Origin of the sequence: Actinoplanes siamensis (assembly GCF_016862395.1) — a bacterium.
In the GTDB taxonomy this organism is placed as follows: Bacteria; Actinomycetota; Actinomycetes; order Mycobacteriales; family Micromonosporaceae; genus Actinoplanes; species Actinoplanes siamensis.
Genome location: NZ_BOMW01000086.1, coordinates 1 through 22,530, shown reverse-complemented (window position 1 = coordinate 22,530; position 22,530 = coordinate 1). Strand labels below are relative to the sequence as shown.

19 protein-coding genes and 1 pseudogene are annotated in these 22,530 nt (G+C 71.9%); 8 read left to right on the top strand and 12 right to left on the bottom strand.

The genetic code is table 11. The annotated features are described in order from the left end of the window. Positions 1-53 precede the first annotated feature (53 nt). Positions 54-926 carry a diaminopimelate epimerase gene (dapF, locus tag Asi03nite_RS34670; protein WP_203684745.1) on the bottom strand — a complete coding sequence of 291 codons (873 nt, stop codon included), beginning with the start codon at positions 924-926 and terminating at the stop codon, positions 54-56. An 8-nt stretch (positions 927-934) separates the two neighbouring features. Then, on the bottom strand, positions 935-1,864 hold the full coding sequence (gene miaA, locus Asi03nite_RS34665; protein WP_373872210.1) for a tRNA (adenosine(37)-N6)-dimethylallyltransferase MiaA: 930 nt from the start codon (positions 1,862-1,864) through the stop codon (positions 935-937). Positions 1,865-2,025: 161 nt separating this feature from the next. Between miaA and Asi03nite_RS34660 the strand changes: the two genes are divergently transcribed. Continuing rightward, positions 2,026-3,237 carry a DUF349 domain-containing protein gene (locus tag Asi03nite_RS34660; protein ID WP_203684744.1) on the top strand — a complete coding sequence of 404 codons (1,212 nt, stop codon included), beginning with the start codon at positions 2,026-2,028 and terminating at the stop codon, positions 3,235-3,237. 275 nt (positions 3,238-3,512) lie between these two features. Here Asi03nite_RS34660 and Asi03nite_RS34655 read toward each other — a convergent pair whose 3' ends face one another. Both Asi03nite_RS34655 and Asi03nite_RS34650 read right to left on the bottom strand, forming a co-directional pair. Further along, positions 3,513-3,914 (bottom strand): type 1 glutamine amidotransferase family protein, encoded by a 402-nt coding sequence (locus Asi03nite_RS34655; RefSeq protein ID WP_203684743.1) that lies wholly within the window; start codon positions 3,912-3,914, stop codon positions 3,513-3,515. A gap of 375 nt (positions 3,915-4,289) precedes the next feature. Next, positions 4,290-5,258 carry a threonine ammonia-lyase gene (locus Asi03nite_RS34650; protein ID WP_203684742.1) on the bottom strand — a complete coding sequence of 323 codons (969 nt, stop codon included), beginning with the start codon at positions 5,256-5,258 and terminating at the stop codon, positions 4,290-4,292. Between the two features lie 83 nt (positions 5,259-5,341). Here Asi03nite_RS34650 and Asi03nite_RS34645 point away from each other — a divergent pair, with 83 nt between their 5' ends. Next, positions 5,342-6,271 carry a LysR family transcriptional regulator gene (locus tag Asi03nite_RS34645; RefSeq protein WP_203684741.1) on the top strand — a complete coding sequence of 310 codons (930 nt, stop codon included), beginning with the start codon at positions 5,342-5,344 and terminating at the stop codon, positions 6,269-6,271. Positions 6,272-6,370: 99 nt separating this feature from the next. Here the strand turns inward: Asi03nite_RS34645 and miaB are convergent, their stop codons facing one another. Together miaB and Asi03nite_RS34635 are read right to left on the bottom strand one after the other, a co-directional pair. After that, entirely contained in the window at positions 6,371-7,858 is a 1,488-nt protein-coding gene (miaB, locus tag Asi03nite_RS34640; RefSeq protein ID WP_203684740.1) for a tRNA (N6-isopentenyl adenosine(37)-C2)-methylthiotransferase MiaB, read from the bottom strand. Positions 7,859-8,038: 180 nt separating this feature from the next. Beyond that, positions 8,039-8,479 carry a hypothetical protein gene (locus tag Asi03nite_RS34635; RefSeq protein ID WP_239103141.1) on the bottom strand — a complete coding sequence of 147 codons (441 nt, stop codon included), beginning with the start codon at positions 8,477-8,479 and terminating at the stop codon, positions 8,039-8,041. A gap of 134 nt (positions 8,480-8,613) precedes the next feature. On the opposite strand from Asi03nite_RS34635, the gene Asi03nite_RS34630 reads away from it, so the two are divergent. The 4 genes from Asi03nite_RS34630 to Asi03nite_RS34615 all read left to right on the top strand — a co-directional run bounded on the left by Asi03nite_RS34630 (position 8,614) and on the right by Asi03nite_RS34615 (position 11,939). Continuing rightward, the gene (locus Asi03nite_RS34630; protein WP_203684739.1) at positions 8,614-9,357 is read left to right on the top strand and encodes an amino acid ABC transporter ATP-binding protein; all 744 of its coding nucleotides are present in this window, start codon (positions 8,614-8,616) and stop codon (positions 9,355-9,357) included. Between the two features lie 64 nt (positions 9,358-9,421). After that, positions 9,422-10,357: a glutamate ABC transporter substrate-binding protein gene (locus Asi03nite_RS34625; protein ID WP_203684738.1), complete on the top strand. Its 936-nt coding sequence runs from the start codon at positions 9,422-9,424 to the stop codon at positions 10,355-10,357. Positions 10,358-10,434: 77 nt separating this feature from the next. Next, positions 10,435-11,091 (top strand): amino acid ABC transporter permease, encoded by a 657-nt coding sequence (locus tag Asi03nite_RS34620; protein ID WP_203684737.1) that lies wholly within the window; start codon positions 10,435-10,437, stop codon positions 11,089-11,091. Beyond that, positions 11,088-11,939: an amino acid ABC transporter permease gene (locus Asi03nite_RS34615; protein ID WP_203684736.1), complete on the top strand. Its 852-nt coding sequence runs from the start codon at positions 11,088-11,090 to the stop codon at positions 11,937-11,939. Before Asi03nite_RS34620 ends, Asi03nite_RS34615 begins: the two co-directional genes overlap by 4 nt. A gap of 104 nt (positions 11,940-12,043) precedes the next feature. Here the strand turns inward: Asi03nite_RS34615 and rny are convergent, their stop codons facing one another. The 6 genes and pseudogenes from rny to Asi03nite_RS34585 all read right to left on the bottom strand — a co-directional run bounded on the left by rny (position 12,044) and on the right by Asi03nite_RS34585 (position 20,390). Continuing rightward, positions 12,044-13,768: a ribonuclease Y gene (gene rny / locus Asi03nite_RS34610; protein ID WP_203684735.1), complete on the bottom strand. Its 1,725-nt coding sequence runs from the start codon at positions 13,766-13,768 to the stop codon at positions 12,044-12,046. Positions 13,769-15,552: 1,784 nt separating this feature from the next. Continuing rightward, positions 15,553-16,074, bottom strand: a pseudogene (locus tag Asi03nite_RS34605) (regulatory protein RecX); the annotation flags it as partial. A gap of 500 nt (positions 16,075-16,574) precedes the next feature. Then, a complete protein-coding gene (recA, locus tag Asi03nite_RS34600; RefSeq protein WP_203684734.1) occupies positions 16,575-17,621 on the bottom strand; it encodes a recombinase RecA in 1,047 nt (348 codons plus the stop codon). Positions 17,622-17,798: 177 nt separating this feature from the next. After that, positions 17,799-17,999 carry a DUF3046 domain-containing protein gene (locus Asi03nite_RS34595; RefSeq protein WP_203684733.1) on the bottom strand — a complete coding sequence of 67 codons (201 nt, stop codon included), beginning with the start codon at positions 17,997-17,999 and terminating at the stop codon, positions 17,799-17,801. A gap of 172 nt (positions 18,000-18,171) precedes the next feature. Next, the gene (locus tag Asi03nite_RS34590) at positions 18,172-18,837 is read right to left on the bottom strand and encodes a UdgX family uracil-DNA binding protein (RefSeq protein ID WP_203684732.1); all 666 of its coding nucleotides are present in this window, start codon (positions 18,835-18,837) and stop codon (positions 18,172-18,174) included. A gap of 206 nt (positions 18,838-19,043) precedes the next feature. After that, positions 19,044-20,390, bottom strand: coding sequence for an aminotransferase class I/II-fold pyridoxal phosphate-dependent enzyme (locus tag Asi03nite_RS34585; RefSeq protein ID WP_203684731.1), 1,347 nt, complete (start codon positions 20,388-20,390; stop codon positions 19,044-19,046). 86 nt (positions 20,391-20,476) lie between these two features. Between Asi03nite_RS34585 and Asi03nite_RS34580 the strand changes: the two genes are divergently transcribed. Together Asi03nite_RS34580 and leuE are read left to right on the top strand one after the other, a co-directional pair. Beyond that, positions 20,477-21,718 (top strand): bifunctional pyridoxamine 5'-phosphate oxidase family protein/GNAT family N-acetyltransferase, encoded by a 1,242-nt coding sequence (locus tag Asi03nite_RS34580; protein ID WP_203684730.1) that lies wholly within the window; start codon positions 20,477-20,479, stop codon positions 21,716-21,718. A gap of 21 nt (positions 21,719-21,739) precedes the next feature. Then, positions 21,740-22,393, top strand: coding sequence for a leucine efflux protein LeuE (leuE, locus tag Asi03nite_RS34575; RefSeq protein WP_203684729.1), 654 nt, complete (start codon positions 21,740-21,742; stop codon positions 22,391-22,393). Positions 22,394-22,530 lie beyond the last annotated feature (137 nt).

Genomic DNA, 22,530 nt, shown 5'->3' with positions numbered 1-22,530 from the left:
GGCCGGGCGCCGGCGAGGTCCGGGGTATGGGCGACGGGGTGGCGGACCGGTGGTCAGTTCGCCTGCGTGGTCGCCGGCGGGATGGTCAGGGCGGACGGGTCGACCTCGCCGGTGGCGACCAGGACGGCGGGGCCGGCCAGCCACCAGGCGCCCCGCTCGTCACAGGTGATCACGAGACGGCCGCCGAGCACGTCCACGGCGACCGACCCGGTGGTCAGGCCGGCGTCGCGGAGCGCGACCGCGCCGACCGCGAGCGCGCCGGTGCCGCAGGACTGCGTCTCGCCCGAGCCGCGCTCGTGCACCCGCATCCGGACGTGCCGGTCCAGCCCGTCCAGGCCGGCGGCGGGCTCGACGAACTCCACGTTCACCCCGGCGCGGAACAGGGCCTGGTCGACCAGCGGCGCGGTGGTGAGGTCGAGGGCGGCCAGCCCGACGCCGTCGTGCAGGCCGCAGACCAGGTGCGGGTTGCCGCAGTCGACGGCGATGCCGGGGACGGTGAGGGAGCCGACGGTGGCGGTGCTCGCGGCGTACACCCGGGGGGTGCTCATCCGTACGCTGATCGTGTCGGCCCCGACCACGGCGAACATGATCCCGGCGCGGGTGGCCACCGGCAGACCCGAAGGGGCTGGCGTGGCCAGGTTGTTCTCCACCAGGTAGCGCGCGAAGACCCGGACCCCGTTGCCGCACATCTCGGCGATCGAGCCGTCGCTGTTCCAGTAGTCCATGAACCACTCGGCGTCGGCCGCGTGCCCGGCCCCCTCGGGGTGTTTCGCGGCGCGCACCACCCGCAGCACGCCGTCGCCGCCGACCCCGCGCCGCCGGTCGCAGAGCGCGGCGACCAGCGGCGGCGTCAGCTCCAGCTCGCCGTCGGGGTCGGGGAGGATGACGAAGTCGTTGGCGGTGCCGTGGCCCTTGGTGAAAAACACGCCGCCCATCATCTCGCAACCGCACACGCGTCGGCCAGCAGCGTCGGCGCCGCGCCGTCCAGCCAGACGATCCCCGGGTCCCGGCGGAACCAGGAGCGCTGCCGCCGGACGAGGCGCCGGGTGCCGCGGACCGTGTCGTCCTTCGCCTCGTCCTCGGTGAGCACGCCGTCCAGCTGGGCCAGCGCCTGCTGGTAGCCGAGCGCCCGGGAGGCGGTCCGCCCGTCCCGGATCCCGGCCCGGTCCAGGGCACGCGCCTCGTCGAGCAGCCCGGCGGCCCACATCAGGTCGACCCGCCGGGCGATGCGCTCGTCCAGCTCGGCGGAGTCCCGGTCGACGCCGATCCGCACCGAGTCGTAGTACGGCTTCGGATCGGGCAGCGCCGCGGTGAACGGCTGCCCGGTCAGTTCGATGACCTCGAGCGCGCGGACGATCCGGCGGCCGTTGGACGGCAGGATCTTCTCCGCGGCGACCGGGTCGCGTTCGCTCAACCGGGCGAACAACGGCGCCGGTCCGGTCTCGGCCAGCTCGGCCTCCAGCCGGGCCCGGACCGCCGGGTCGGTGCCGGGGAACTCGAACTCCTCCAGGACCGCCCGCACATACAGCCCGGAGCCGCCGACCAGCAGCGGCACCCGTCCCCGGGCGAGGATGTCGTCGATCGCGGCCCGGGCCAGCGCCTGGTACTCGGCGACCGCCGCGGTGACCCGCACGTCCCAGATGTCGAGCAGGTGGTGCGGCACGCCGCCGCGCTCGGCCGCGCTCAGTTTCGCGGTCCCGATGTCCATCCCGCGATACAGCTGCATCGAGTCGGCGTTGACGACCTCGCCGCCCCACTCGTGGGCGAGTGCGATGCTCAACGCGGACTTGCCGGCCGCCGTCGGCCCGACGACGGTGACCACGCGGGGACCCGGACTCAATGGCACGGAGCAACGGTAGGACAAGGTTGTGTCACGGTCGTCGGTGGGAGCTTTCCCCTAACCGGGTTGGACCTGTGACAATGCGCGAGAAAGAATGCCCCTGAGAAGGTTGGCATTCCACTGCGCTGTGGCGGTGGCCGGGGACCGGGTTGGTCCGGCGGCGCCGGGAGAACGAGGATGAGCTCATGAACACCGACTGGACTGCCTTCGGGCGCGTGGATGCCGATGGCACCGTGTACGTGAAGACCGCCGAGGGCGACCGGGTGGTCGGCTCGTGGCAGGCCGGGACGCCGGAGGAGGGCCTCGCCCACTTCGCCCGCCGCTTCGAGGACCTGGTGACCGAGGTCGACCTCGTCGAGGCCCGCCTCAAGTCCGGCGCGGCCGACGCGGCGCACTCGCTGAGCAGCGTCAAGCGGCTGCGCGCGACGCTGGACGAGGCGCACGTGGTGGGCGACATCGACGGCCTGGCCGCCCGGCTGGACCGGCTGTCGAGCCTCGCCGACGAGAAGGCCGGCGAGGCCAAGGCCGCCCGTGAGGTCGCCCGGACCGAGGCGCTGGCCCGCAAGACCGCGCTCGTCGAGGAGGCGGAGCGGATCGCCGCCGAGGCCACCGGCTGGAAGTCGGCAGGCGACCGGCTCAAGGAGATCCTCGACGAGTGGAAGACGATCCGCGGCGTCGACAAGAAGACCGACGGCGAGCTGTGGAAGCGGTTCGCCGCCGCGCGGGACGGCTTCACCCGGCGCCGGGGCGCGCACTTCGCCACCCTGGACGGCCAGCGCAAGCAGGCGCAGGCCGCCAAGGAGGAGCTGGTCCGGGAGGCCGAGGCGCTCTCCGGCTCGGACGACTGGTCGAGCACGGCGAACCGGCTCAAGGATCTGATGACCGAGTGGAAGGCGGCGCCGCGCGCCGCCAAGGAGGCCGAGCAGCGCCTCTGGGAACGTTTCCGGGCCGCTCAGGACGCGTTCTTCACCCGGCGCAGCGAGGTCTTCTCCGCCCGCGACGCGGAGTACCAGGGGAACCTGGAGCGCAAGCAGGCGATCCTGGCCGAGCTCGAGGCGATCGACGTCGACGCGGACGCCCGGGCCGCGCAGAACAAGCTGCGGGACGCGCAGGCGGCCTGGCACGACGCCGGCCGGGTGCCGCGGGAGGCCGCCGCCGGGCTGGACCGCCGCTGGCGGGCCGCCGAGGAGCGGATCCGGGTCGCGATGGACTCGGCGTGGCGCAAGACCAGCCCGCAGGACAACCCGCTGCTGCGCCAGATGCGCGACCAGGTCGCCGAGGCCGAGCAGCGTCTGGCCCGGGCCCAGGCCGCCGGTGACGCGCGGCGGATCAAGGAGGCCGAGCAGGCGCTGGCCTCGAAGAAGCAGTTCCTGGCGCTGGCTGAGCAGGCCAGCTGACGGCAGGCTTTCCGGAAAGGGTGGCGGATCGATGATCCGCCGCCCTTTCGATTGACCGCAGGGGTACGCCGGCGGGACCGCCCCACGGGCGCAGCGGCTCGCCCACCCGAAGGCACCCCTGCCACGCCAGCCGGCCAAGCCCCGCCGGCACCCGGCGACGTCTCCCCGCCCCCGGGACACCCCGGCCGCCCAGCCGCCCGAGCTGAGCCGGCACCCAGGGGCGTCTCACGCGCCTCGAGGCACCTGACGCCGAGCCGCACGAACCCGGTCGGCGCTCAGGAGCGGCCCCCCGGCCACACCACCTGGATCTCCTTGCCCTGCTCGCGTGCGAACGCCACGGTCTCCGCGGTGCCGCCCCGCCGGCCCTCGTCGTCGCCGTCCCAGACCGCGACCAGCACGTCACTGCGCCGGACCACCTCCTGGCTGGCCGCCTCGTACGACGCCTCGGGCGGTCCCGGCACGGTGATCTTGGTGACGTCGCTGGCGAAGCGCAGCAGAGCACGGAGTTTCGGATCCTCCTCCGGCTCCGCGGAGATCTCCGGCACCGGCAGCACCGCCTCGAACGAGCCCTTGCAGGCCAGCACCGCCTCGGCGAACAGCCGGTCCGCCCCCTCCGCCAGGCAGGTCAGGCCGTGCACCCCGGAATAGCCCTTGAGCAGCCGTTTCAGGTCTCGCACGATCACCTTGTGAGCTGACGGCCGCAACCGGGCACGGCCCGTCACGCCGATGCGAACCATCGCTACCCCTCGTTTCACGCCGGATCGCTCCACTGCCCGCCAATCGGACAACCTGATCGCCAGCCTCGCGTAGAATGTCCGTAATGTCACGAACTGTCACCCGACACTTCTCCGCTCGTCCAGCGGAGCTGTAGACCGAGTCGAGCGGGGTCACGGCGGTGCGGGCCGGGGACGGGCCGCCCGCTCACCGATCGAGGCCGGCGCATCCCAGGACCAGCTCGGCCCGGCCGGTCCGGCCCGCCGCCCGACGACGGGGACGCTCGACGACGGGGACGAACGGGAACGGATTCCGGCCGCCGCGGTGCGGCACGACGCCTATGCCGCGCCGTCCCGCCTGTCGATCAGGGTGTCCAACTCGGACCGGTCGGCGTTGCCACCGGTGCAGACCACCGCCACCGAGCGCCCGGCGAACAGGTCCGGCCGGCTGCACACCGCCGCCATGGCGGCCGCGCCGGCCCCCTCGGCCAGGGTGTGCGCCGCGCTCGCCAGCAGCCGCCGGGCCTCGGCGATCTGGTCGTCGGTGACCAGCAGGAAGTCGGCGAGGCGGCCTCGCATCAGCCGTTGCGGCAGGTCGTAGCCGCGGCCGGTGGCCAGTCCGGCGACAGTGCTCCGGCTGGGCCGGGAGAGCAGGTCGCCGGCGCGCCAGGAGTCGTGCGCGGCGGGCGAGGCGGCGGACTGCACGCCGATCACCGCGCAGCCCGGCGCCAGCGCCGCGGCCACCAGGCAGGCCGCGGCCGCGCCGGTGCCGCTGCCGACCGGCACGACGATCGCGTCCAGATCCGGCCGCCGGTCGAGGATCTCCAGGTAGAGCGTGCCCACCCCGGCCAGCAACTCCGGCGTGTCACCCGGGCTGACCACACGCGCCCCGGTCTCGGCGGCCAGCTTCTCGGCGTGCCGCTGGGCCTCCTCCAGGGTGTCGCCGGTGAGCACCACCCGGCCGCCCCAGGACTCCACGGCGGCCGCCCGGGCCGGGCTGGCGTGCGCCGGCATGACCACCGTGCAGGGCGCGCCGTGCAGGTTGCTGGCGTACGCGACGGACTGCGCGTGATTGCCGGTGGACCAGGTGACGGTGCCGCGGGAGCGGTCGGCCGCGGACATGGCGTCCAGCAGGGTCAGGCCGCCGCGCACCTTGAACGCCCCGACCGGCTGCGTGTTCTCGTGCTTGACCAGCACTTCCGCACCGGTCTCCCGGTCCAGCAGCGGGTAGTTCCAGAGCGGCGTGGGCGGCAGGTGGCGGCGGACGACGTCGTGCGCGGCGCGGAAGTCGGCGAGGGTCAGCTCCATGCCTCGATCGTCGGCCGGCACGACCCATCGGTCCAATGCCGGATCCCGATCAAAACCATAGGCCGGATTGATAGGTTGCCGGCATGCTCGACGTGACCCGTCTCCGGGTGCTGGTGGCGGTGGCCCGGCATGGCTCGGTGACCGCCGCGGCCCAGGCCCTGCACTACGCGCAGCCCTCGGTCAGCCACCACCTGGCCCGGCTGGAGGCGGAGACCGGCAGTCGGCTGACGCAGCGGGCCGGTCGCGGCATCCGGCTCACCGGCGCCGGCCGCATGCTGGCCGAGCGCGCCGAGGAGATCCTGGGCCGGCTGGACGCCGCCGAGGCGGAGCTCGCCGCGCACACCGGGCTGCGCTCGGGACGGGTCCGGCTGGCCGCGTTCCCGTCCGCGCTCGGCACGTTCGTGCCGGCCGCGGCGGCCGGCTTCGCGGCCGCCCATCCCGGCGTGGATCTGCGCTTCACCGAGGCCGAGCCGCCCGAGGCGGTCCGCCTGCTCCGCAACGGCGAGGTCGAGGTGGCGCTGCTGTTCACCTATCCCGGCGAGGCAATGCCCGATTCCGATCAGGTGGCCGGTCGGCTCGCGCCGGATCTGGAAGGCCTGCGGCACGAGTTGCTTCTCGAGGAGCCGCTGCACCTGGTGACACCGGCCGGATGGCCCGGCGGCACGCTCGCCGACCACCGGGACCGCCCGTGGATCTCCGGCTGCGAGCGGTGCCGGGGCGAGCTGACCCGGGTCTGCGCCGGGGCCGGCTTCCAGCCGGACATCCGATTCACCACCGACGACTACGTCGCGGTGCAGGCGCTGGTCGCGGCGGGCCTGGGGGTCACGGTCCTGCCCGGGCTCGCGCTCGCCGCACACCACAACGCGGGGGTACGGGCGATGGCGCTGCCGGACACCTGCCGGACGGTCTACGCGGCGGTGTACGGGGAGCCGCCCGACCCGCCGGGGACAGCCGCACTGCTGCGGCAGCTGCGGGCGGTCGCGGGGCTGGCGGCGTACCACCGCAATCGATGAAGGAGCCGCGGCGGCCCGGCGCCGGCGCGCTGATCCGTGCCGTCGCCGGAGGGCGCAGCCGTCCGCGGCCGCGGCAACGGCGCCGGGCCGGTGCCGTCGTCAGAGGGCGCAGCCGTCCACGGCCGGGGGCAGCGGCGCCGGGACGCCGACCGTCGGCAGCCCGAGCGAGACGCCCTTGAGCTTCGGGGTGACGCCGGCCTCGAAGGCATCGCCGGCACGGGTGCGGCGGTGCGACAGCGGGTCGCCGTCGGCGTTCAGGTGGTGCGGGGCGGCGTAGGTGATCACCGTCTCGACGATGTCGCCCGGCCGCGGCGCCAGCGAGCCGGTCGCGAAGTGGACCAGGCGGCCGTCGCGGGCCCGGCCGCTCATCCGGCCGGTGCGCTCGTCCTTGCGGCCCTCACCGACCGCGACCAGCACCTCGACCTTCTCCCCGACGAGCTTCCTGTTCTCCGCCCAGGTGATCTCCTCGAGGGTGGCGATCAGGCGCTCGTAACGCTCCTGGACCACCTTCTTCGGGACCTGGTCCGCCATGGTGGCGGCGGGGGTGCCGGGGCGGATCGAGTACTGGAAGGTGAAGGCGCTGGAGAAGCGCGCCTCGCGGACCACCTCGAGGGTCTGCTCGAAGTCCTCCTCGGTCTCGCCGGGGAAGCCGACGATGATGTCCGTGGTGATCGCGGCGTCCGGCATCGCGGCCCGCACCTTCTCGATGATGCCCAGGTACTTCTCCTGGCGGTAGCTGCGGCGCATGGCCTTGAGCACCCGGTCCGAGCCGGACTGCAGCGGCATGTGCAGCGAGTGGCACACGTTGGGCGTCTCGGCCATCGCGGCGATCACGTCGTCGGTGAAATCCTTCGGGTGCGGGCTGGTGAACCGGACCCGCTCCAGGCCCTCCACCTCTCCGCAGGCGCGTAGCAGCTTGCCGAACGCGAGCCGGTCACCGAACTCCACCCCGTACGAGTTCACGTTCTGCCCGAGCAGGGTGATCTCGGAGACGCCCTCGGCGACCAGTGCCCGCACCTCGGCCAGGACGTCGCCGGGACGGCGGTCCTTCTCCTTGCCGCGCAGCGACGGGACGATGCAGAAGGTGCAGGTGTTGTTGCAGCCCACCGAGATGGAGACCCAGCCGGCGTAGGTCGACTCGCGCTTGGTCGGCAGCGTGGACGGGAAGACCTCGAGCGACTCGAGGATCTCGACCTGCGCCTCCTCGTTGTGCCGGGCGCGCTCCAGCATCGCCGGCAGCGAGCCGATGTTGTGGGTGCCGAAGACCACGTCGACCCAGGGCGCCTTCTTGACGATGTCGCCCTTGTCCTTCTGCGCCAGGCAGCCGCCGACCGCGATCTGCATGCCCGGGTTCTTCACCTTCGTCGGGCGCAGGTGGCCCAGGTTGCCGTAGAGACGGTTGTCGGCGTTCTCCCGGACCGCGCAGGTGTTGAAGACCACCACGTCCGCCGTGTCCGCGTCGGTGGCGCGCACGTAGCCGGCGTCCTCCATCAGCCCGGAGATCCGCTCGCTGTCGTGCACGTTCATCTGGCAGCCGTAGGTGCGCACGTCGTAGGTGCGCGGGGCGCCCTGCATCTCGGTAGTCATGGCAATTCACCAGGGTACTGCCACCCGCTCCGGAACTGGATCGGACGGGTGGCCGGCGCCTCGAACCACGCCGTGCCGTCGCCGGGCCCCGGACCGGCGCGCCTGAGCGACCCGCGAGGACGGAGTACGCCGCGGGGCCGCCGGAACGATCCCACACGGTTACTCAGGGCAATCAACCGATCACACGCAGGCGCACGATGGAGCGTTGCGCGCCGGGAGCTCGCCGGGACGCGGACCCTCGGCGGCGCAGGGCCGGGCGCGCCTGCGCTCCACCCCGTCGTCGGTCTCCTCCTCGTCGACGTGCACGACGCCGAGGCTGCCGTTCGGCTCGGCCAGCACGTACCGGCTGGGGTCCAGGCTGTCGTCGGGCAGCAGCAGCGCGGCGCCCAGCCGGACCGCGACGGCGCTCGCGATCGTCGCCTCCGCCACGTTGCCGGGCGCCAGGAAAACGTCGATCAGCGTCGGGAAGTCCCCGCCGACGTGATACACGTCGCAGAGCAGAGCGCCCGGCACCCCGGAGGGCAGCGCGACGACGGGCGCCTCGAGGGCTCCAGCGAGGGCATTCCGTACACGCTCGGGCTCGATCAGCCCGGCGGCGGACCAGTTCCAGAGGCCAGCCATACCCACCATGGTGTCCGTCCCTTCGACCCGCACCCGCTGCGTTACCGCTCCGTGACCATTCTCGTCACCTTCCGATACCTACGCACCCCTAGGGTGGCTGCCAACGAGTGACCCGACGAGCGGATGGACACGGGGTGGCAGACGAGGCTCTCATCGTTCTGGAGAACGTGAACAAGTGGTTCGGCCCGCTGCACGTGCTGCAGGATGTGGATCTGTCTGTCGCGCGCGGCGAAGTGGTCGTCGTGATCGGGCCGTCCGGCTCCGGCAAGTCGACCCTGTGCCGGGCGATCAACCGGCTGGAGCCGATCGACTCCGGCACCATCACGTTCGACGGCAGGCAGCTGCCCGCCGAGGGCCGGGCGCTGGCCCGGCTGCGCAGCGAGGTCGGCATGGTCTTCCAGTCGTTCAACCTGTTCGCGCACAAGACCATCCTGCAGAATGTGATGCTGGGTCCGGTCAAGGTGCGCAAGGAGAAGCCGGCCGTGGCCCGCGAGCGCGCGATGTCGTTGCTGGAGCGGGTCGGCATCGCCAGCCAGGCGGAGAAGTTCCCGGCCCAGCTCTCCGGCGGTCAGCAGCAGCGCGTCGCGATCGCCCGCGCGCTGGCCATGCAGCCCAAGGCGCTGCTCTTCGACGAGCCGACCAGCGCGCTCGACCCGGAGATGGTCGGCGAGGTGCTGGACGTGATGACCTCCCTCGCCAGGGAGGGGATGACCATGGTCGTGGTGACCCACGAGATGGGCTTCGCCCGTCACGCGGCGAACCGGGTGGTCTTCATGGCCGACGGCCAGCTGGTCGAGCAGGCGACTCCCGCGGAGTTCTTCGCGAACCCGAAGAGCGAGCGGGCGCGCGACTTCCTATCCAAGATCTTGACGCACTGAATAACCCACTGACCGGCCCTGAAGCCGATTCCAGTCACCACTGGAGCAGAGGAGAGAGTTGATCATGGGCATGAAGCGGGTAGCGGTGTTCGCCGCCACAGCGGCGTTCGCCTTTTCGCTGACCGCATGCGGCGAGGAGGGCACCCCGACCGCCAGCGGCGGCGGGGCCAGCGGTGCGGCGCCGGCCTCGGACACCTGCACGTCCTCGGGTGTCGCGCTGACCGCGGACAGCAGCGCCGCGGTGTCCGGCAGCCCCACCTTCGACAGGATCAAGTCGGCTGGCAAGACGGTCGTCGGGGTCAAGTTCGACCAGCCGAACCTGGGCTACAAGGACACCGCCGGCAAGCGCTGCGGCTTCGACATCGAGATCGCCCAGTACGTCTCGGCCAAGCTGGGCGTCGACCCGGCGAAGATCGAGTACAAGGAGATCCCGTCGGCCAACCGGGAGACCGCGATCAAGGGTGGGGAGATCGACTACTACGTCGGCACCTACTCGATCACCGACAAGCGCAAGGCGGACGTCGCGTTCGCCGGGCCGTACTTCGTCGCCGGCCAGGACCTGCTGGTCCGCAAGGACGAGTCGGCGATCACCGGCAAGGACGCGCTCAAGGGCAAGAAGGTCTGCTCCGCCACCGGCTCCACCCCGATCCAGCGGGTCCGGGACGAGAAGCTGACCGAGCCGGAGAACATCGTCGAGTTCAAGACCTACTCGGAGTGCGTGTCGCAGCTGCTCGACAAGAAGGTCGACGCGGTCACCACCGACGACGCGATCCTCAAGGGCTACGCCGCGCAGAACCCGGCCGAGCTCAAGGTGGTCGGCCAGCCGTTCAGCACCGAGAAGTACGGCATCGGCCTGGCGCACGACGACAAGGCGCTGCGCGACTACGTCAACAACCAGATCGAGGCCGCCTTCAAGGACGGCACCTGGCAGAAGATCTACGACGGGACGCTGGGCAAGTCCGGTTCGCCGGCCACCCCGCCGACCCTCGAGCGTTACTGATCCACATCGCTGATGCCGGGGCCGGGCGGAGCTGTTCCGCCCGGCCCCGGCCGGTCAGGTCTGGTTAAGGACGGGGCATGTCGGAATTCCTGCACGTACTGACGGATCACTGGAGCCTGTTCGGCCAGGGCTTCGGCAACACGGTGAAGCTGTTCCTGATCGCCGCCGTCGGCAGCCTGGTGCTGGGCACCCTGCTCGGCGCGTTCCGGGTCTCACCGATCCCGGCGCTGCGCTGGTTCGGCGGGTCCTACGTCAACATCGTGCGCAACACGCCGCTGACGCTGGTCTTCGCGTTCCTGGTGTTCGCCGTCCCGAAGCTCGACGTCGACCTGGACTACTTCACCGCGGCCACTGTCGCCCTGACCGTCTACACCGCCGCCTTCATCTGCGAGGTGATCCGCTCCGGCGTCAACACGGTCGCCCCCGGGCAGGCCGAGGCGGCGCGGGCCCTGGGCCTCACCTTCGACCAGGTGCTCACCCAGGTGGTGCTGCCGCAGGCGCTGCGGTCGATGGTGCCACCGATGATGAGCGTCCTGATCGCGATGCTGAAGAACACCACGGTGGCGGCCGGCTTCTCGGTGCTGGAGGCGGGCGCCATCCCGGCGTACATGGCCGAGTTCGGCGAGCCGCAGTTCTACGTGCTGCTCTGGATCGCCATCGGCTTCCTGATCCTGATCACTCCCCTGGTGCTGCTGCAGCGGCTCCTCGAGCGCAAGTGGGCGGTGGCGCGATGAGCGTGCTGTACGACCTGCCCGGCCCGCGCGGCCGCCGGCGCAACCTGATCATCGGCATCCTGGCCTCGGCGGCGATCGCCGGCCTGCTGGTCTGGGTGGTCTACCGGTTCAACGCGACAGGCCAGTTCGAGCTGCGCCGGTGGGAGCAGTTCAAGTTCAAGGCCGTGCAGATGGAGATCGTGCACGGCCTGCTCGCCACACTCAAGGCGGCCGGGCTCGCGTCGGTGCTGGCGCTGCTGTTCGGCGCGATCTTCGCGGCCGGGCGGCTCAGCGACCACCGGATCCTGCGCGCGCCGGCGACCGCTGTGGTCGAGCTGTTCCGGGCCATCCCGCTGCTCATCCTGATCTTCTTCGGCTACTACGTCCCGCTGCAGTACGGCTGGTCGATCAGCAACCTGTGGGCGCTGGTCGTCGGCCTCACGCTGTACAACGGGTCGGTGCTCGCGGAGATCTTCCGGGCCGGCGTGAACGCGGTGCCGCGCGGGCAGGCCGAGGCCGCCTACGCCATCGGGATGCGCAAGAACCAGGTGCTGCGCCTGATCCTGCTGCCGCAGGCGGTCCGGTCCATGTTGCCGGCCATCGTGAGCCAGCTCGTGGTGCTGCTCAAGGACACCGCGCTGGGTTTCATCATCACCTACCCGGAGCTGCTGACCGTCGGCAAGACGATCGGTGGACGGCTGACGTTCGGCTTCCCGTACGTGCCCGCCTACCTGGTGATCGCGGCGATCTACATCGGGATCTGCGGCCTGCTCTCCTTCCTGGCGTGGTGGCTGCAGCGGCGGCTGACCCGGGTGCGGACCACCGCGGCCGCGCCGTTGCCGCTCAACGACGTGTCCCAGGAAGTCTGACCGGTCACGCACCTCAGCTGGTGATCATGGTCGTTTCAAGGCTTTGATCACCAGCTGGGACCGGGACGCGGGCTCGGCCGCGTCCGCCGCCCGATTGCGAGGGTTCAGCGGGCCAGCTCGGTCACCCGGGACTCGCGGACCACCGTGACCCGGATCTGACCCGGGTAGGTCAGCTCCTCCTCGATCTGCTTGGCGACGTCGCGGGCCAGCACTGCCGCGCCGATGTCGTCGATGTCGTCCGGGCGGACCATGACCCGGATCTCCCGGCCGGCCTGCATCGCGAACACCTTCTCGACGCCGACCTTGCCGCCGGCGATCTCCTCGATGCGTTCCAGGCGCTTGACATACGCCTCCAGGCTCTCCCGCCGCGCGCCCGGACGGCCGCCCGAGCAGGCGTCCGACGCCTGGGTCAGCACCGCCTCGATGGTCTGCGGCGGCACCTCGTTGTGATGCGCTTCGATGGCGTGCACGACGTCCTCGTGCTCGCCGTACTTGCGGGCCACATCCGCGCCGATCAGCGCGTGGCTGCCCTCCACCTCGTGGGTGAGCGCCTTGCCGATGTCGTGCAGGAACGCCGCCCGCTTGATCGTCTTCGCGTCCAGGCGCAGCTCGGCCGCCATGATCCCGGCGATGTGCGCCGTCTCCACCAGGTGCTTGAGCACGTTCTGCCCGTAGCTGGTGCGGTACCGCAGGCGGCCCAGCAGCTTGACCAGCTCCGGGTGGATGTCGGTGATCCCGACGTCCACCAGCGCCTCCTCGGCGGCGCGGTCACAGAGCCGCTCCACCTCGTTCTTCGCGCTGTCGAAGACCTCCTCGATCCGGTGCGGGTGGATCCGGCCGTCCAGCACCAGCTTCTCCAGCGTCAGCCGGCCGACCTCCCGGCGGACCGGGTCGAAGCAGGACAGCAGCACCGCCTCGGGGGTGTCGTCGATGATCAGGTTGACGCCGGTGGTCGACTCGAAGGCCCGGATGTTGCGGCCCTCCCGACCGATGATCCGGCCCTTCATCTCGTCGCTCGGCAGGTGCAGCACGCTGACCACGCTCTCCGCGGTCTGTTCGCTGGCGATCCGCTGGATCGCGTCGACCACGATGTGCCGGGCACGGGTGTCCGCGGTGTTCCGCGCATCCTGCTCGATGTCCCGGATCAGGATCGCGGCCTCCCGCTTGGCCTGACCCTCGATCGACTCGATCAGCTCGGTCTTCGCGGTCTCCACGGTCAGCCCGGCGATGCGCTCCAACTCCCGGCGCTTGTTCTCGTCGGCCCTGGTCAGTTCCGCCTCGCGGTCGGCCAGCGCGGCCTCCCGCCTGGCCAGCTCACTCTCCAGCGTCGCCAGCCGGCGCTCCCGCTCGACCAGGCGCTCGACCTCCTCGGAGTGCAGCCGCTCCCGCTCGTCGATCCGCGCGGCGCGCCGCTCGACCTCCGCGGCCTGCTCCTTCACCGTGGCGTTGAGCAGGGCGATCTCACGCTCGCCGGAGCGGCGGGCGGCGGTGCGCAGTTGCTCGGCGTCCGCCTCGGCCTGGCGGTGCGCGTGCTCCAGAATGGTGTCGGCCTCGCTGTGCGCGTTCTCCAGCACCCGGCGGGCTTCGGCGCGGGCGGCGGCGGCCTCGGCTTTCGCGGCGGCGGCCTCGGCGCGCACCGAGGCGGCCTTGGCGTTCGCGTCGGCGACCTTCGCCTGCGCGACGCCGACCTCCTGCTCCTGCCGATCGTGGGCGTCCTGCCGTTCGGTGCGGAGCTGACGCAGCGCCCGGGCGCCCAGCGTCAGGCCGACGATCACCGACACGGCGAGCACGACGATCGCTACTACGAGCACCCAGTACTGGGGGGCCATCTCGCCGCGTCTCCCTTCGCCGCCGGCGCGGTGTGCACGCGCGCGGGCTCTCTGCGGGATGCCCGACCAAGGCAGATGACCGGCTCACACGCTCCGCCGTACGACTACCAGCTTCGCCTTTCGGGGAGGCTGGGTGCCGCCTGTTCCGGCTTCCGGACCGGGCTTGCGGGGGGCTATCGCCGGTCCCGTCCGGATCGTCGGTTCCCTGGGTCCGCGCCGGCGCCGTTTCCGCGATGCCCTCCGTGCCCGGTGGGATCTCCCGTCGGGTGGTTCGGATCGGCTGGCGTCTTCGCGATGCTTCGCCGCTCGGCTGGCCTCGCTCTGCCGCCCGGCCGGCTTGGCGTCGCCGCCTCGCCGGCTTCGCATCGCCGGCTCGGCAGGCTGGTGCTCGGCCGACCCTGCGGGTGTTCCGCGGTGCCGGTCGTGCCCGCTCGCCGTTCCGGGGCCGTCCCAGCGTCACCTTCCCGCCGTTTCGGACCCGGCCTTCGCCGACTGCGCCGCCCTGCCGTCGTCGCGCCCGGCCCACTGCCGAAGTCGCCTCGCGAGTGTCAACGGAGTGTGACAACACCTTGAACGGATTCTTCTCCGTCGAGGCTCTGTCGGACCCCGCCGGCCCTCCGGACGGCTTCCGCATCCGGGTCGATCGCCGATGGCTCGGATCAGAGTGTGTGGAGTTGTAGGTCGACCGCTGGTATATCTCACCGCCTCCCGCGCGGTCAGCGACAGGCGACGTCTTCGGCGGGCGAAAACCCGCCAAGTGATGCCGTAATGTAATGCGATCTATGTTGTGTGTGTTGCTTGCGATGGTCGAGCAAACCTTGTGTAACGCGAGGCTAGGTCGCAAGTGCCGCTTCGGTCAAGGACTCATGATTCGGCAGCGGATAGGACGTACGGCACAGAGCCGCTTACGCCCAGCTCACGATATCGCCCGGATATTTCCGACGTGCCGTAACATCGCGTGCTTCCGCGCGCGGCCCGCCGGACCGGGCAGGCGCTTACCGGAACGGTCCGGTCCATTATTCCGCTCGGCGGCAACCAGGCATCCACCGCCACGGAGCGTGACGACGCCGGGGTTGGTCGACACCGACCCGGAGGTTCCCGTCGAATAGGTGGAGTTCTTCACATCCGGACTATATAGGTCTGAGCCCTTGAGATCACCATCAATGCCACAGAGGTGGGGTGGACTCAGGGGTACGGGGCTCAGCCGTGCGCATCCGGTCGAGGCGCGGACGGAAGCGGCTTGACCGCGCCCGGGCCGATCGGGATCGGTTTCCCTCCGCTCATAGGCACTTGTTACGAAGCGCAACCATGGGCGAACTTTCCAGCGGCTGTGGGATCGTGCACAGGCATTCGTCGCCGGCGGGCTCGTATCGGCACCGCCACGCCCCGGGCACGACAAGCCTGGCGGCTGTCCTCAGGGCGTGCATCAACCTGTGCCGCCGGCGCGGCATGGCATCTCCGCCGGGCGCGCGGCACGGCATCTCCCGCCAGGTACGCGGCAAGGCTTGGCCGTCCGGACGCGCGGCACGGCTTGTCCCGCCGGACGCGCAGCACGCCGGACGCGCGGCACGGCTTGTCCCGCCGGACGCGCCGGCACGGTTCGTATCCGCACCGCCGCATCACGCGACACGGGCTCGTGGCTCACCCGCTCCCGGCAGGACGCCGTCCGATCGCGTCACTCCGGCCGGCGGCACCCCGGATGGGGGCCGCAGCTGCGCCGAAGCGTCATCGCCGGGGAGTGGCCCTGCGGCTTTCCAGGCGCCGGACCCGCTCAGGTGAGCGAGTCACTCCTCCGCCTGATCGGCCAACGCGTCGGCGTCCACCGCCTCGGCGAACTCGGCGGCCTCCGCATCTCGTGCCGCCAGCGCGTCCTTGACCGCGCGGATGGCGACGCCTGCCGGGTAGCCCTTGCGGGCGAGCATCGCGACGAGCCGGCGGAAGACGGCCTCCGGCGTGCCCCTGGCTGTCCGCAGCTTGCGGTCGACGAGCGCCCGGGCGGCCTCGGCCTCCGCTTCGTCGTCGACGGCCTCGAGAGCCTCGCTCGCCACCTCGGCGTCCACGCCGTGCTGCCGCAACTCGTTGGCGAGCGCACGGCGGGCCAGACCCCGCCCCTGGTGCCGGCTGGTCACCCAGGCCCGGGCGAACGCCGCGTCATCGATGATGCCGACCTCGTCGTACCGGTCCAGGACCTCCGCGACGACCTCCTCGGAGATCTCCTTCCGGGTCAGCGCCTTGGCCAGCTCGGCCCGGGTCCGCGGGCGCACCGCGAGCTGGCGCAGGCAGATCTCCCGAGCCCGCTCGGACTCACTCTGCTGCGGCGAAGCTGGCCGGCGTGCCCCGGGCTCGTCCCCGAAACCGCCTTCGGAGGCGCCCCGCCCGGCGGTGCCACCAGCCCCGGATGGCCGGCCGAAGCCACCACCGGAACCGTCCCACGCGCCGAGACCATCGCCAGGGGCACCCCACTCGCCGAGGCCTTCCCGCCCTCCCCCGCCGGATCGCCGGCCCGAACGACCACCGGCGCCGCCCGGCTCACCGAGACCATCGCCGGCGCCGGGCAGCCCGGCGGCCTCCTCCGGGCTCTCGCTGGAGGAGCCGAAGGTCTGCCAGAACCCTTCATCCTCGCCCGCGGAGCGACGGCGACGCGTATAACCGCCGCGCCCGCCTCGTCCGCCACGCCGGGACTCCCCCGGGGCGTTCCCGCCCGGGGTGTCAGCGTCCGGCCCGCCGGCTCCGGCCCGGGGCGGAATGGCATCCCACCCGCGCCCGGACCGGGCACCACGTCGTCCGGCCATCGCCGATTACCGGATCAGAAGTCGACAGGCGGCAGCTCCGGGCCGCCCGCGGCGTCCCCGGTGGTCTGGCCGACACCGAGCTTCTCCAGGATCTTCTTCTCGATCTCGGCGGCGACGTCCGGGTTCTCCTTGAGGAACTCGCGCGCCTTCTCCTTGCCCTGGCCGAGCTGGTCGCCGTCGTACGTGTACCACGCGCCGGACTTGCGGATGATGCTCTGCTCGACGCCGACGTCGATGAGCGAACCCTCCCGCGAGATGCCCTTGCCATACATGATGTCGAACTCGGCCTGCTTGAACGGGGCCGCGACCTTGTTCTTCACGACCTTGACCCGGGTCCGGTTGCCGACCACGTCGGTGCCGTCCTTCAGGCTCTCGATGCGGCGCACGTCGAGACGGACCGAGGCGTAGAACTTCAGCGCGCGGCCACCGGTCGTGGTCTCCGGCGAGCCGAACATCACGCCGATCTTCTCGCGGAGCTGGTTGATGAAGATCGCGGTGGTGCCGGTGTTGTTGAGCACACCGGTGATCTTGCGGAGCGCCTGGCTCATCAGACGGGCCTGCAGACCCACGTGGCTGTCACCCATCTCGCCCTCGATCTCGGCGCGCGGCACCAGCGCGGCGACCGAGTCGATGACGATGATGTCGAGCGCGCCGGAGCGGATCAGCATGTCCGCGATCTCCAGCGCCTGCTCGCCGGTGTCCGGCTGGGAGACCAGCAGGGCGTCGGTGTCGACGCCGAGGGCCCGCGCGTACTCCGGGTCGAGGGCGTGCTCCGCGTCGATGAACGCGGCGACACCGCCGGCCTTCTGCGCGTTCGCCACGGCGTGCAGCGCGACAGTGGTCTTACCGCTGGACTCGGGTCCGTAGACCTCGATGACCCGGCCACGCGGCAGGCCGCCGACGCCGAGAGCCACGTCGAGCGCGATCGAGCTGGTCGGGATGACCGCGGTCTGCACGACCGGCCGCTCCCCGAGCCGCATCACCGAGCCCTTGCCGAACTGCTTGTCGATTTGTGCCAGCGCCAGTTCGAGCGCCTTTTCCCGGTCCGGTCCTGCCACCATTGCCGCCACCCCTGTATTCGACTTCGCGTTCTTCGCCACGGCCGACACGGTATGCGGTGGGTATGACAAAAATCCTCCGCCCTACCGAGAGCTGTGGATGGCCGAGCCGCTGTGGACAATAGCCGAACACTTGTACGACATCGAGCGACACGCCAGAACAAGCGTACGAAAGGCGACTCAGCGCAGCCGTGACGGCACCCGATCAGGGTATGCCGCCACCACGGCACGCCAGATGGTAGCGGTATCGACACCCTGCGCAATGGCTTGCTCGATGGTGCGTCCGCCCAGGCCGGCGAAGGTCTGATCGGCCGCGATGCTGCGGGCGTAGGCCGACCCGAACGCCTGTTCCAGACGCTCCCAGAAGTCCGTCAATCGCACACTACGAGCGTACCCACGCGCCTCGGGACGGCTTGTTCCGCGCGGGCGGGCATCCGAGCGGAAATCGGTTTGTGACGTGCGGCACGTGCGGCTGGGGGCAACGGCTGAACGCGATGTCGCGTACCCCGGCAATGCCTTTCGGTCGGTAATCGGCGCCGGAGCGGTGACCCGTTCAGGCCGCGACAGCCCGCGCGGCCACCCTCAAGTCGTCGACCAGGCCCTGGTAGGCGATGTCGCGGTTGTCCGCCCGGAGGACCGCCGACGGGTGAATCGTGGCCAGCGCCCGGATCTCGGCGACCGGGAAGTCCTCCGGGTGCTCGGCCGAGCCCGGCCAGGGCATCAACTGGCCGCGCGACCGGTTCACCCGGAAGGACGGGCCGAGCAGCGCCTTGCCGGCGGTCGCCCCGAGAATCACCACGAGTTGAGGCTTGAGCAGGGCGAACTCGGCGACCAGCCAGGGGCGGCAGGCGGTGATGTGCGCCGGACCGGGCGTCTGGTGGATGCGCCGGCTCCCGCGCAGCTCGAACCGGAAGTGCTTCACCGAGTTCGTGATGTAGAGATCGGACGGGTCGATGCCGGCGTCGTCCACCGCCTCCCGCAGCAGGCGACCGGCCGGGCCGACGAACGGCAGGCCCTTCTGGTCCTCGACGTCGCCGGGCTGCTCGCCGACGAAGACGATCCTCGCCTGCGGCGCGCCACGGCCGAAGACCGTCTGCGTCGCGTCCGCGTGGAGCTCACAACCCCGGCAGCCGGCCGCGGCCTGCTTGAGCTCGTCGATGCTGTGCGGCTGCGGCGGCACCCACCGCTGCGCGCCGGGCGGCGCCTCGGTCCGTGGCATTCCTCCGTTCTACCCGTATCGGCCGTCGGCACGCCGACCGGGTCCCTCTGTCGGAGGACATCCGATCGGTTCGTCGTGACACTCGCCGAACGGCGCACCGCCACGCCCGGCGCCGCGGGACGGCCGGTTCACCGCAACACCGCACCCGGCGCCGCGGGACGGCCGGCTCACCGCAACACCGCACCCAGCGCCGCCGGCCGGCGGGCTCACCGCAACACCGCACCCGGCGCCGCCGGGCGGATCGCGGCCGCCACCGCGCGGGCCAGCGGCGGGAGATCCGGCTCGTCGAGCGGGCTGACCGTGATCCGGATGCCGGGCGGCGCCGCGATCCGGAACAGGGCGCCGGGCGCGACCGCATAACCCGCGTCCCGCAGCCCGGCGACCGCGTGGGTCTCGTCCGGAACCGGCACCCAGACATTGATGCCGGTGTCGCCGCACGCCTCGATGCCGTGCTCCCGGAGCAGATCGACAAGAGCGGACCGCCTATTCGCGTACGACCGGGCGGCACGCTTGATCAGCCCGGTGACCTCGGAGTCGCGCCAGAGCTGCAGCAGCAGCCGCTGGGACAGGGTGGAGACCCAGCCCATGCCGATCCGCATCCGCCCGGCCACCCGGGCGACAGACGTCTCGTCGCCGGCCAGCACCGCGATGCGCAGATCCGGCCCGAACGGTTTCGAGGCGGACCGGACGAACGCCCACCACCTGGTCACCGGGCCGATGCAGTGCGGGGGCGCCGCGGCCAGCTCGGCGGCGTGGTCGTCCTCGATCAGCAGCACCTCGGAGCGCTCCGCGAGCAGTTCGCGCAGGACCGCGGCTCGGGCCGCGCTGACCGCCACCCCTGTCGGATTCTGCGCGCGCACGGTCACCACCACCGCACGCACGCCGACCCGCAGCGCGGCGCCGAGCGACTCGGGCTCGGGACCCTCCGCGTCGACGGAGACCGGCAGCGCCCGCATGCCGAGGGCGGCGATCAGGTCGAGCAGATTCGCCCAGCCCGGATCCTCGACGGCGACCGCGTCGCCGGGCCGGAGGTGGGCGACGAGCAGGCGCTCGATCGAGTCGAGCGTGCCGGCGGTGACGGCGATCGAGGCATCGCCGGCCGGCACCCCCTCGGCGAGCAGCCGGGGGCGGGCCGCCTCGATCAGTTCCGGCATGGTCACCGCCGAGGTGTAACCCTGCGGCGGACCCATCTGATCGGCGACCGCCCGGAGAGCTCGCCCCAGCGGCGGGAGCAGTCGCAGATCGGGCTCGCCGGTGGAGACGTCCACCAGGTCGTCCGGCACGGGCAGCCGCAGCGCGGAGCGGGGCAGCGCCACCGGCGGGCGGGACCGGATCCGGGTGCCGCGGCGACCCTCGGCCTCGACGACGCCACGCTGCCTCAGCTCCTGATAGGCCTTGGCGACCGTGGCGGGGCTGACGTGCAGAGCACCGGCCAACACCCGCACCGGCGGCAGCGCGGCGCCGAAGACCCAGTCGCCGCGCAGCACCCCGGCCTCGATGCTGGCCGAAATCTCGGCGGCGCTGCCCCCGCTCACCTGATACTGTTCTGCCACAACGATCATTCTGTACTAGTACAGAACCGGAAGCAAGTCAGAGCCAGAAGCAAGTGCGAACGAACCGCGCCACCCGGGAGGTCCTGATGACCGACGTCTACGCCGCCACCGAGCGCACCACCGCCACGCGGACACGGCAGCGCATGCACTACGAGCGGGACAAGGCGCACGCCATTCTCGACGAGGCGTTCGACTGCTCGGTCGGCTTCGTGGTGGACGGCGAGCCCCGGGTGCTGCCGACCCTGCACGTCCGGGTCGGCGAGACGCTCTATCTGCACGGCTCCACCGGCGGCCGGATGGCGCTGGCGGCCCGTGCCGGCGGCATCCCGGTCTGCGTGAGCGTGACGTTGCTGGACGGCCTGGTCTACGGGCGGTCCCAGTTCCATCACAGCGCCAATTACCGCTCGGTGGTCGCCCTCGGCCTGGCCCGGCCGGTCACCGACCCGGCGGAGAAGGCCGAGGCCATGCACGCGCTGGTGGAGAAGACCGGCGCCGGCCGGGCCGCGGGCAGCCGCCCGCCGACGCGCCAGGAGATGGCCCAGACCAGCGTCCTGGCGCTGCCGCTGGCCGAGGTGTCGGTGCGGGCCCGCGAGGGCGGGGTGCTGGACGATCCGGCGGACGTCGGCCTGCCGCACTGGGCCGGAGTGCTGCCGATCCGCCGGGTGGCCGGCCCGCCGGAGACCGAGCCGGGCGTGCCGGTGCCACCCCCGGCCTATCTGCCCGGCAACCCGGCGACCGCCTGGCAGACCCCGGTGCCGCTGGAGGGGCGGCACGTCCGGCTGGAGCCGCTGTCGCCGGCGCACGCGCCCGGCCTGTTCGAGGCGCTGGACGACGAGGAGGTCTGGCGGCACATCCCCACACCGCGGGCGCGGAGCGTGGCGGACATGGCGGCCGACATCGCCGGGGTGATCCGCGGGCAGTGGCACGGCGACCGCTCGGGCTGGGCCCAGGTCGACCCGGTGACCGGCGCCGTGCTGGGGATGACCACCTATCACGACGTCGACCCCGATCGCCGCTCGGTCGGGATCGGGCACACCATGCTGGGCCGGAAGTGGTGGCGCACCGGGGTCAACACCGAGGCGAAGCTGTTGCTGCTGGAGCGGGCTTTCGACGTGCTCGGCGCGGCCAAGGTCTTCTGGTACACGGACATTCGCAACGAGCGGTCGCAGCGGGCGATCGCCCGGCTCGGCGCGAGCCGGGACGGGGTGATCCGCAGGCAGCGGCTGCGGCCCGACGGCAGCTGGCGCGACACCGTAGTCTTCGCGATGACGGCGGACGAGTGGCCGGCCGCGGCCCGGCGCCTGCGTGACCGCCTGGCAGCCGGCTGATCGGCGGGGGAGGCGGGACCGATGCTGGGCATCACTGATTTCTGGACGTACGTGCTGGGCGTGGTGGCGATCATCCTGCTGCCCGGGCCGAATTCGATCTTCGTGCTGTCGGTCGGCGCGCGCCGGGGTGCGCGGGCCGGATATCGCGCGGCGTTCGGCGTCTTCCTCGGCGACACGGTGCTGATGGTGCTGTCGGCCACCGGCGTGTCCTCGCTGCTCGGGACGTATCCGCCGTTGTTCGTGGTGCTGAAGTACGCCGGCGCGGGCTATCTGGCCTGGGTCGGGCTGAACATCCTGCGCGGCGCGTGGGGGCGGTGGCGGAGCCGGGGCGAGGTGGCGGCCACCGCGGTCGAGGAGGAGCCGGCCGAGATGCAGCGGCCGTTCCGGCGGGCGGCGATGATCAGCCTGCTCAATCCGAAGGCGATTCTGTTCTTCGTCTCGTTCTTCATCCAGTTCGTCGAGCCGGGATATCCGCATCCCGCTCTGTCGTTCCTGGTGCTCGGCGCGGTGGTGCAGTTCTTCAGCGCGCTGTACCTGACGGCGTTGATCTTCGGCGGCCGGTTCCTGGCGGGGCAGTTCCAGCGACGCCGGAAACTGGCCGCCGGGGCGGCGACCGGGGTGGGGGCGCTGTTCGTCGGTTTCGGCATCAAGCTGGCCACAGCCAGCATCAGCTGACCGCCCCGCCGTGCGGCGTGGGCCGGAGGCGGGTGCTCGGTGGCCGGCGGGGGTCAGTCGCGTTCGGCGGCTGTGGGGTCGGCGCCGCCGGGGCTCGGGCCGCTGCGCGTGAGGCCGTCGGCGGTGGAGCCGTCGGC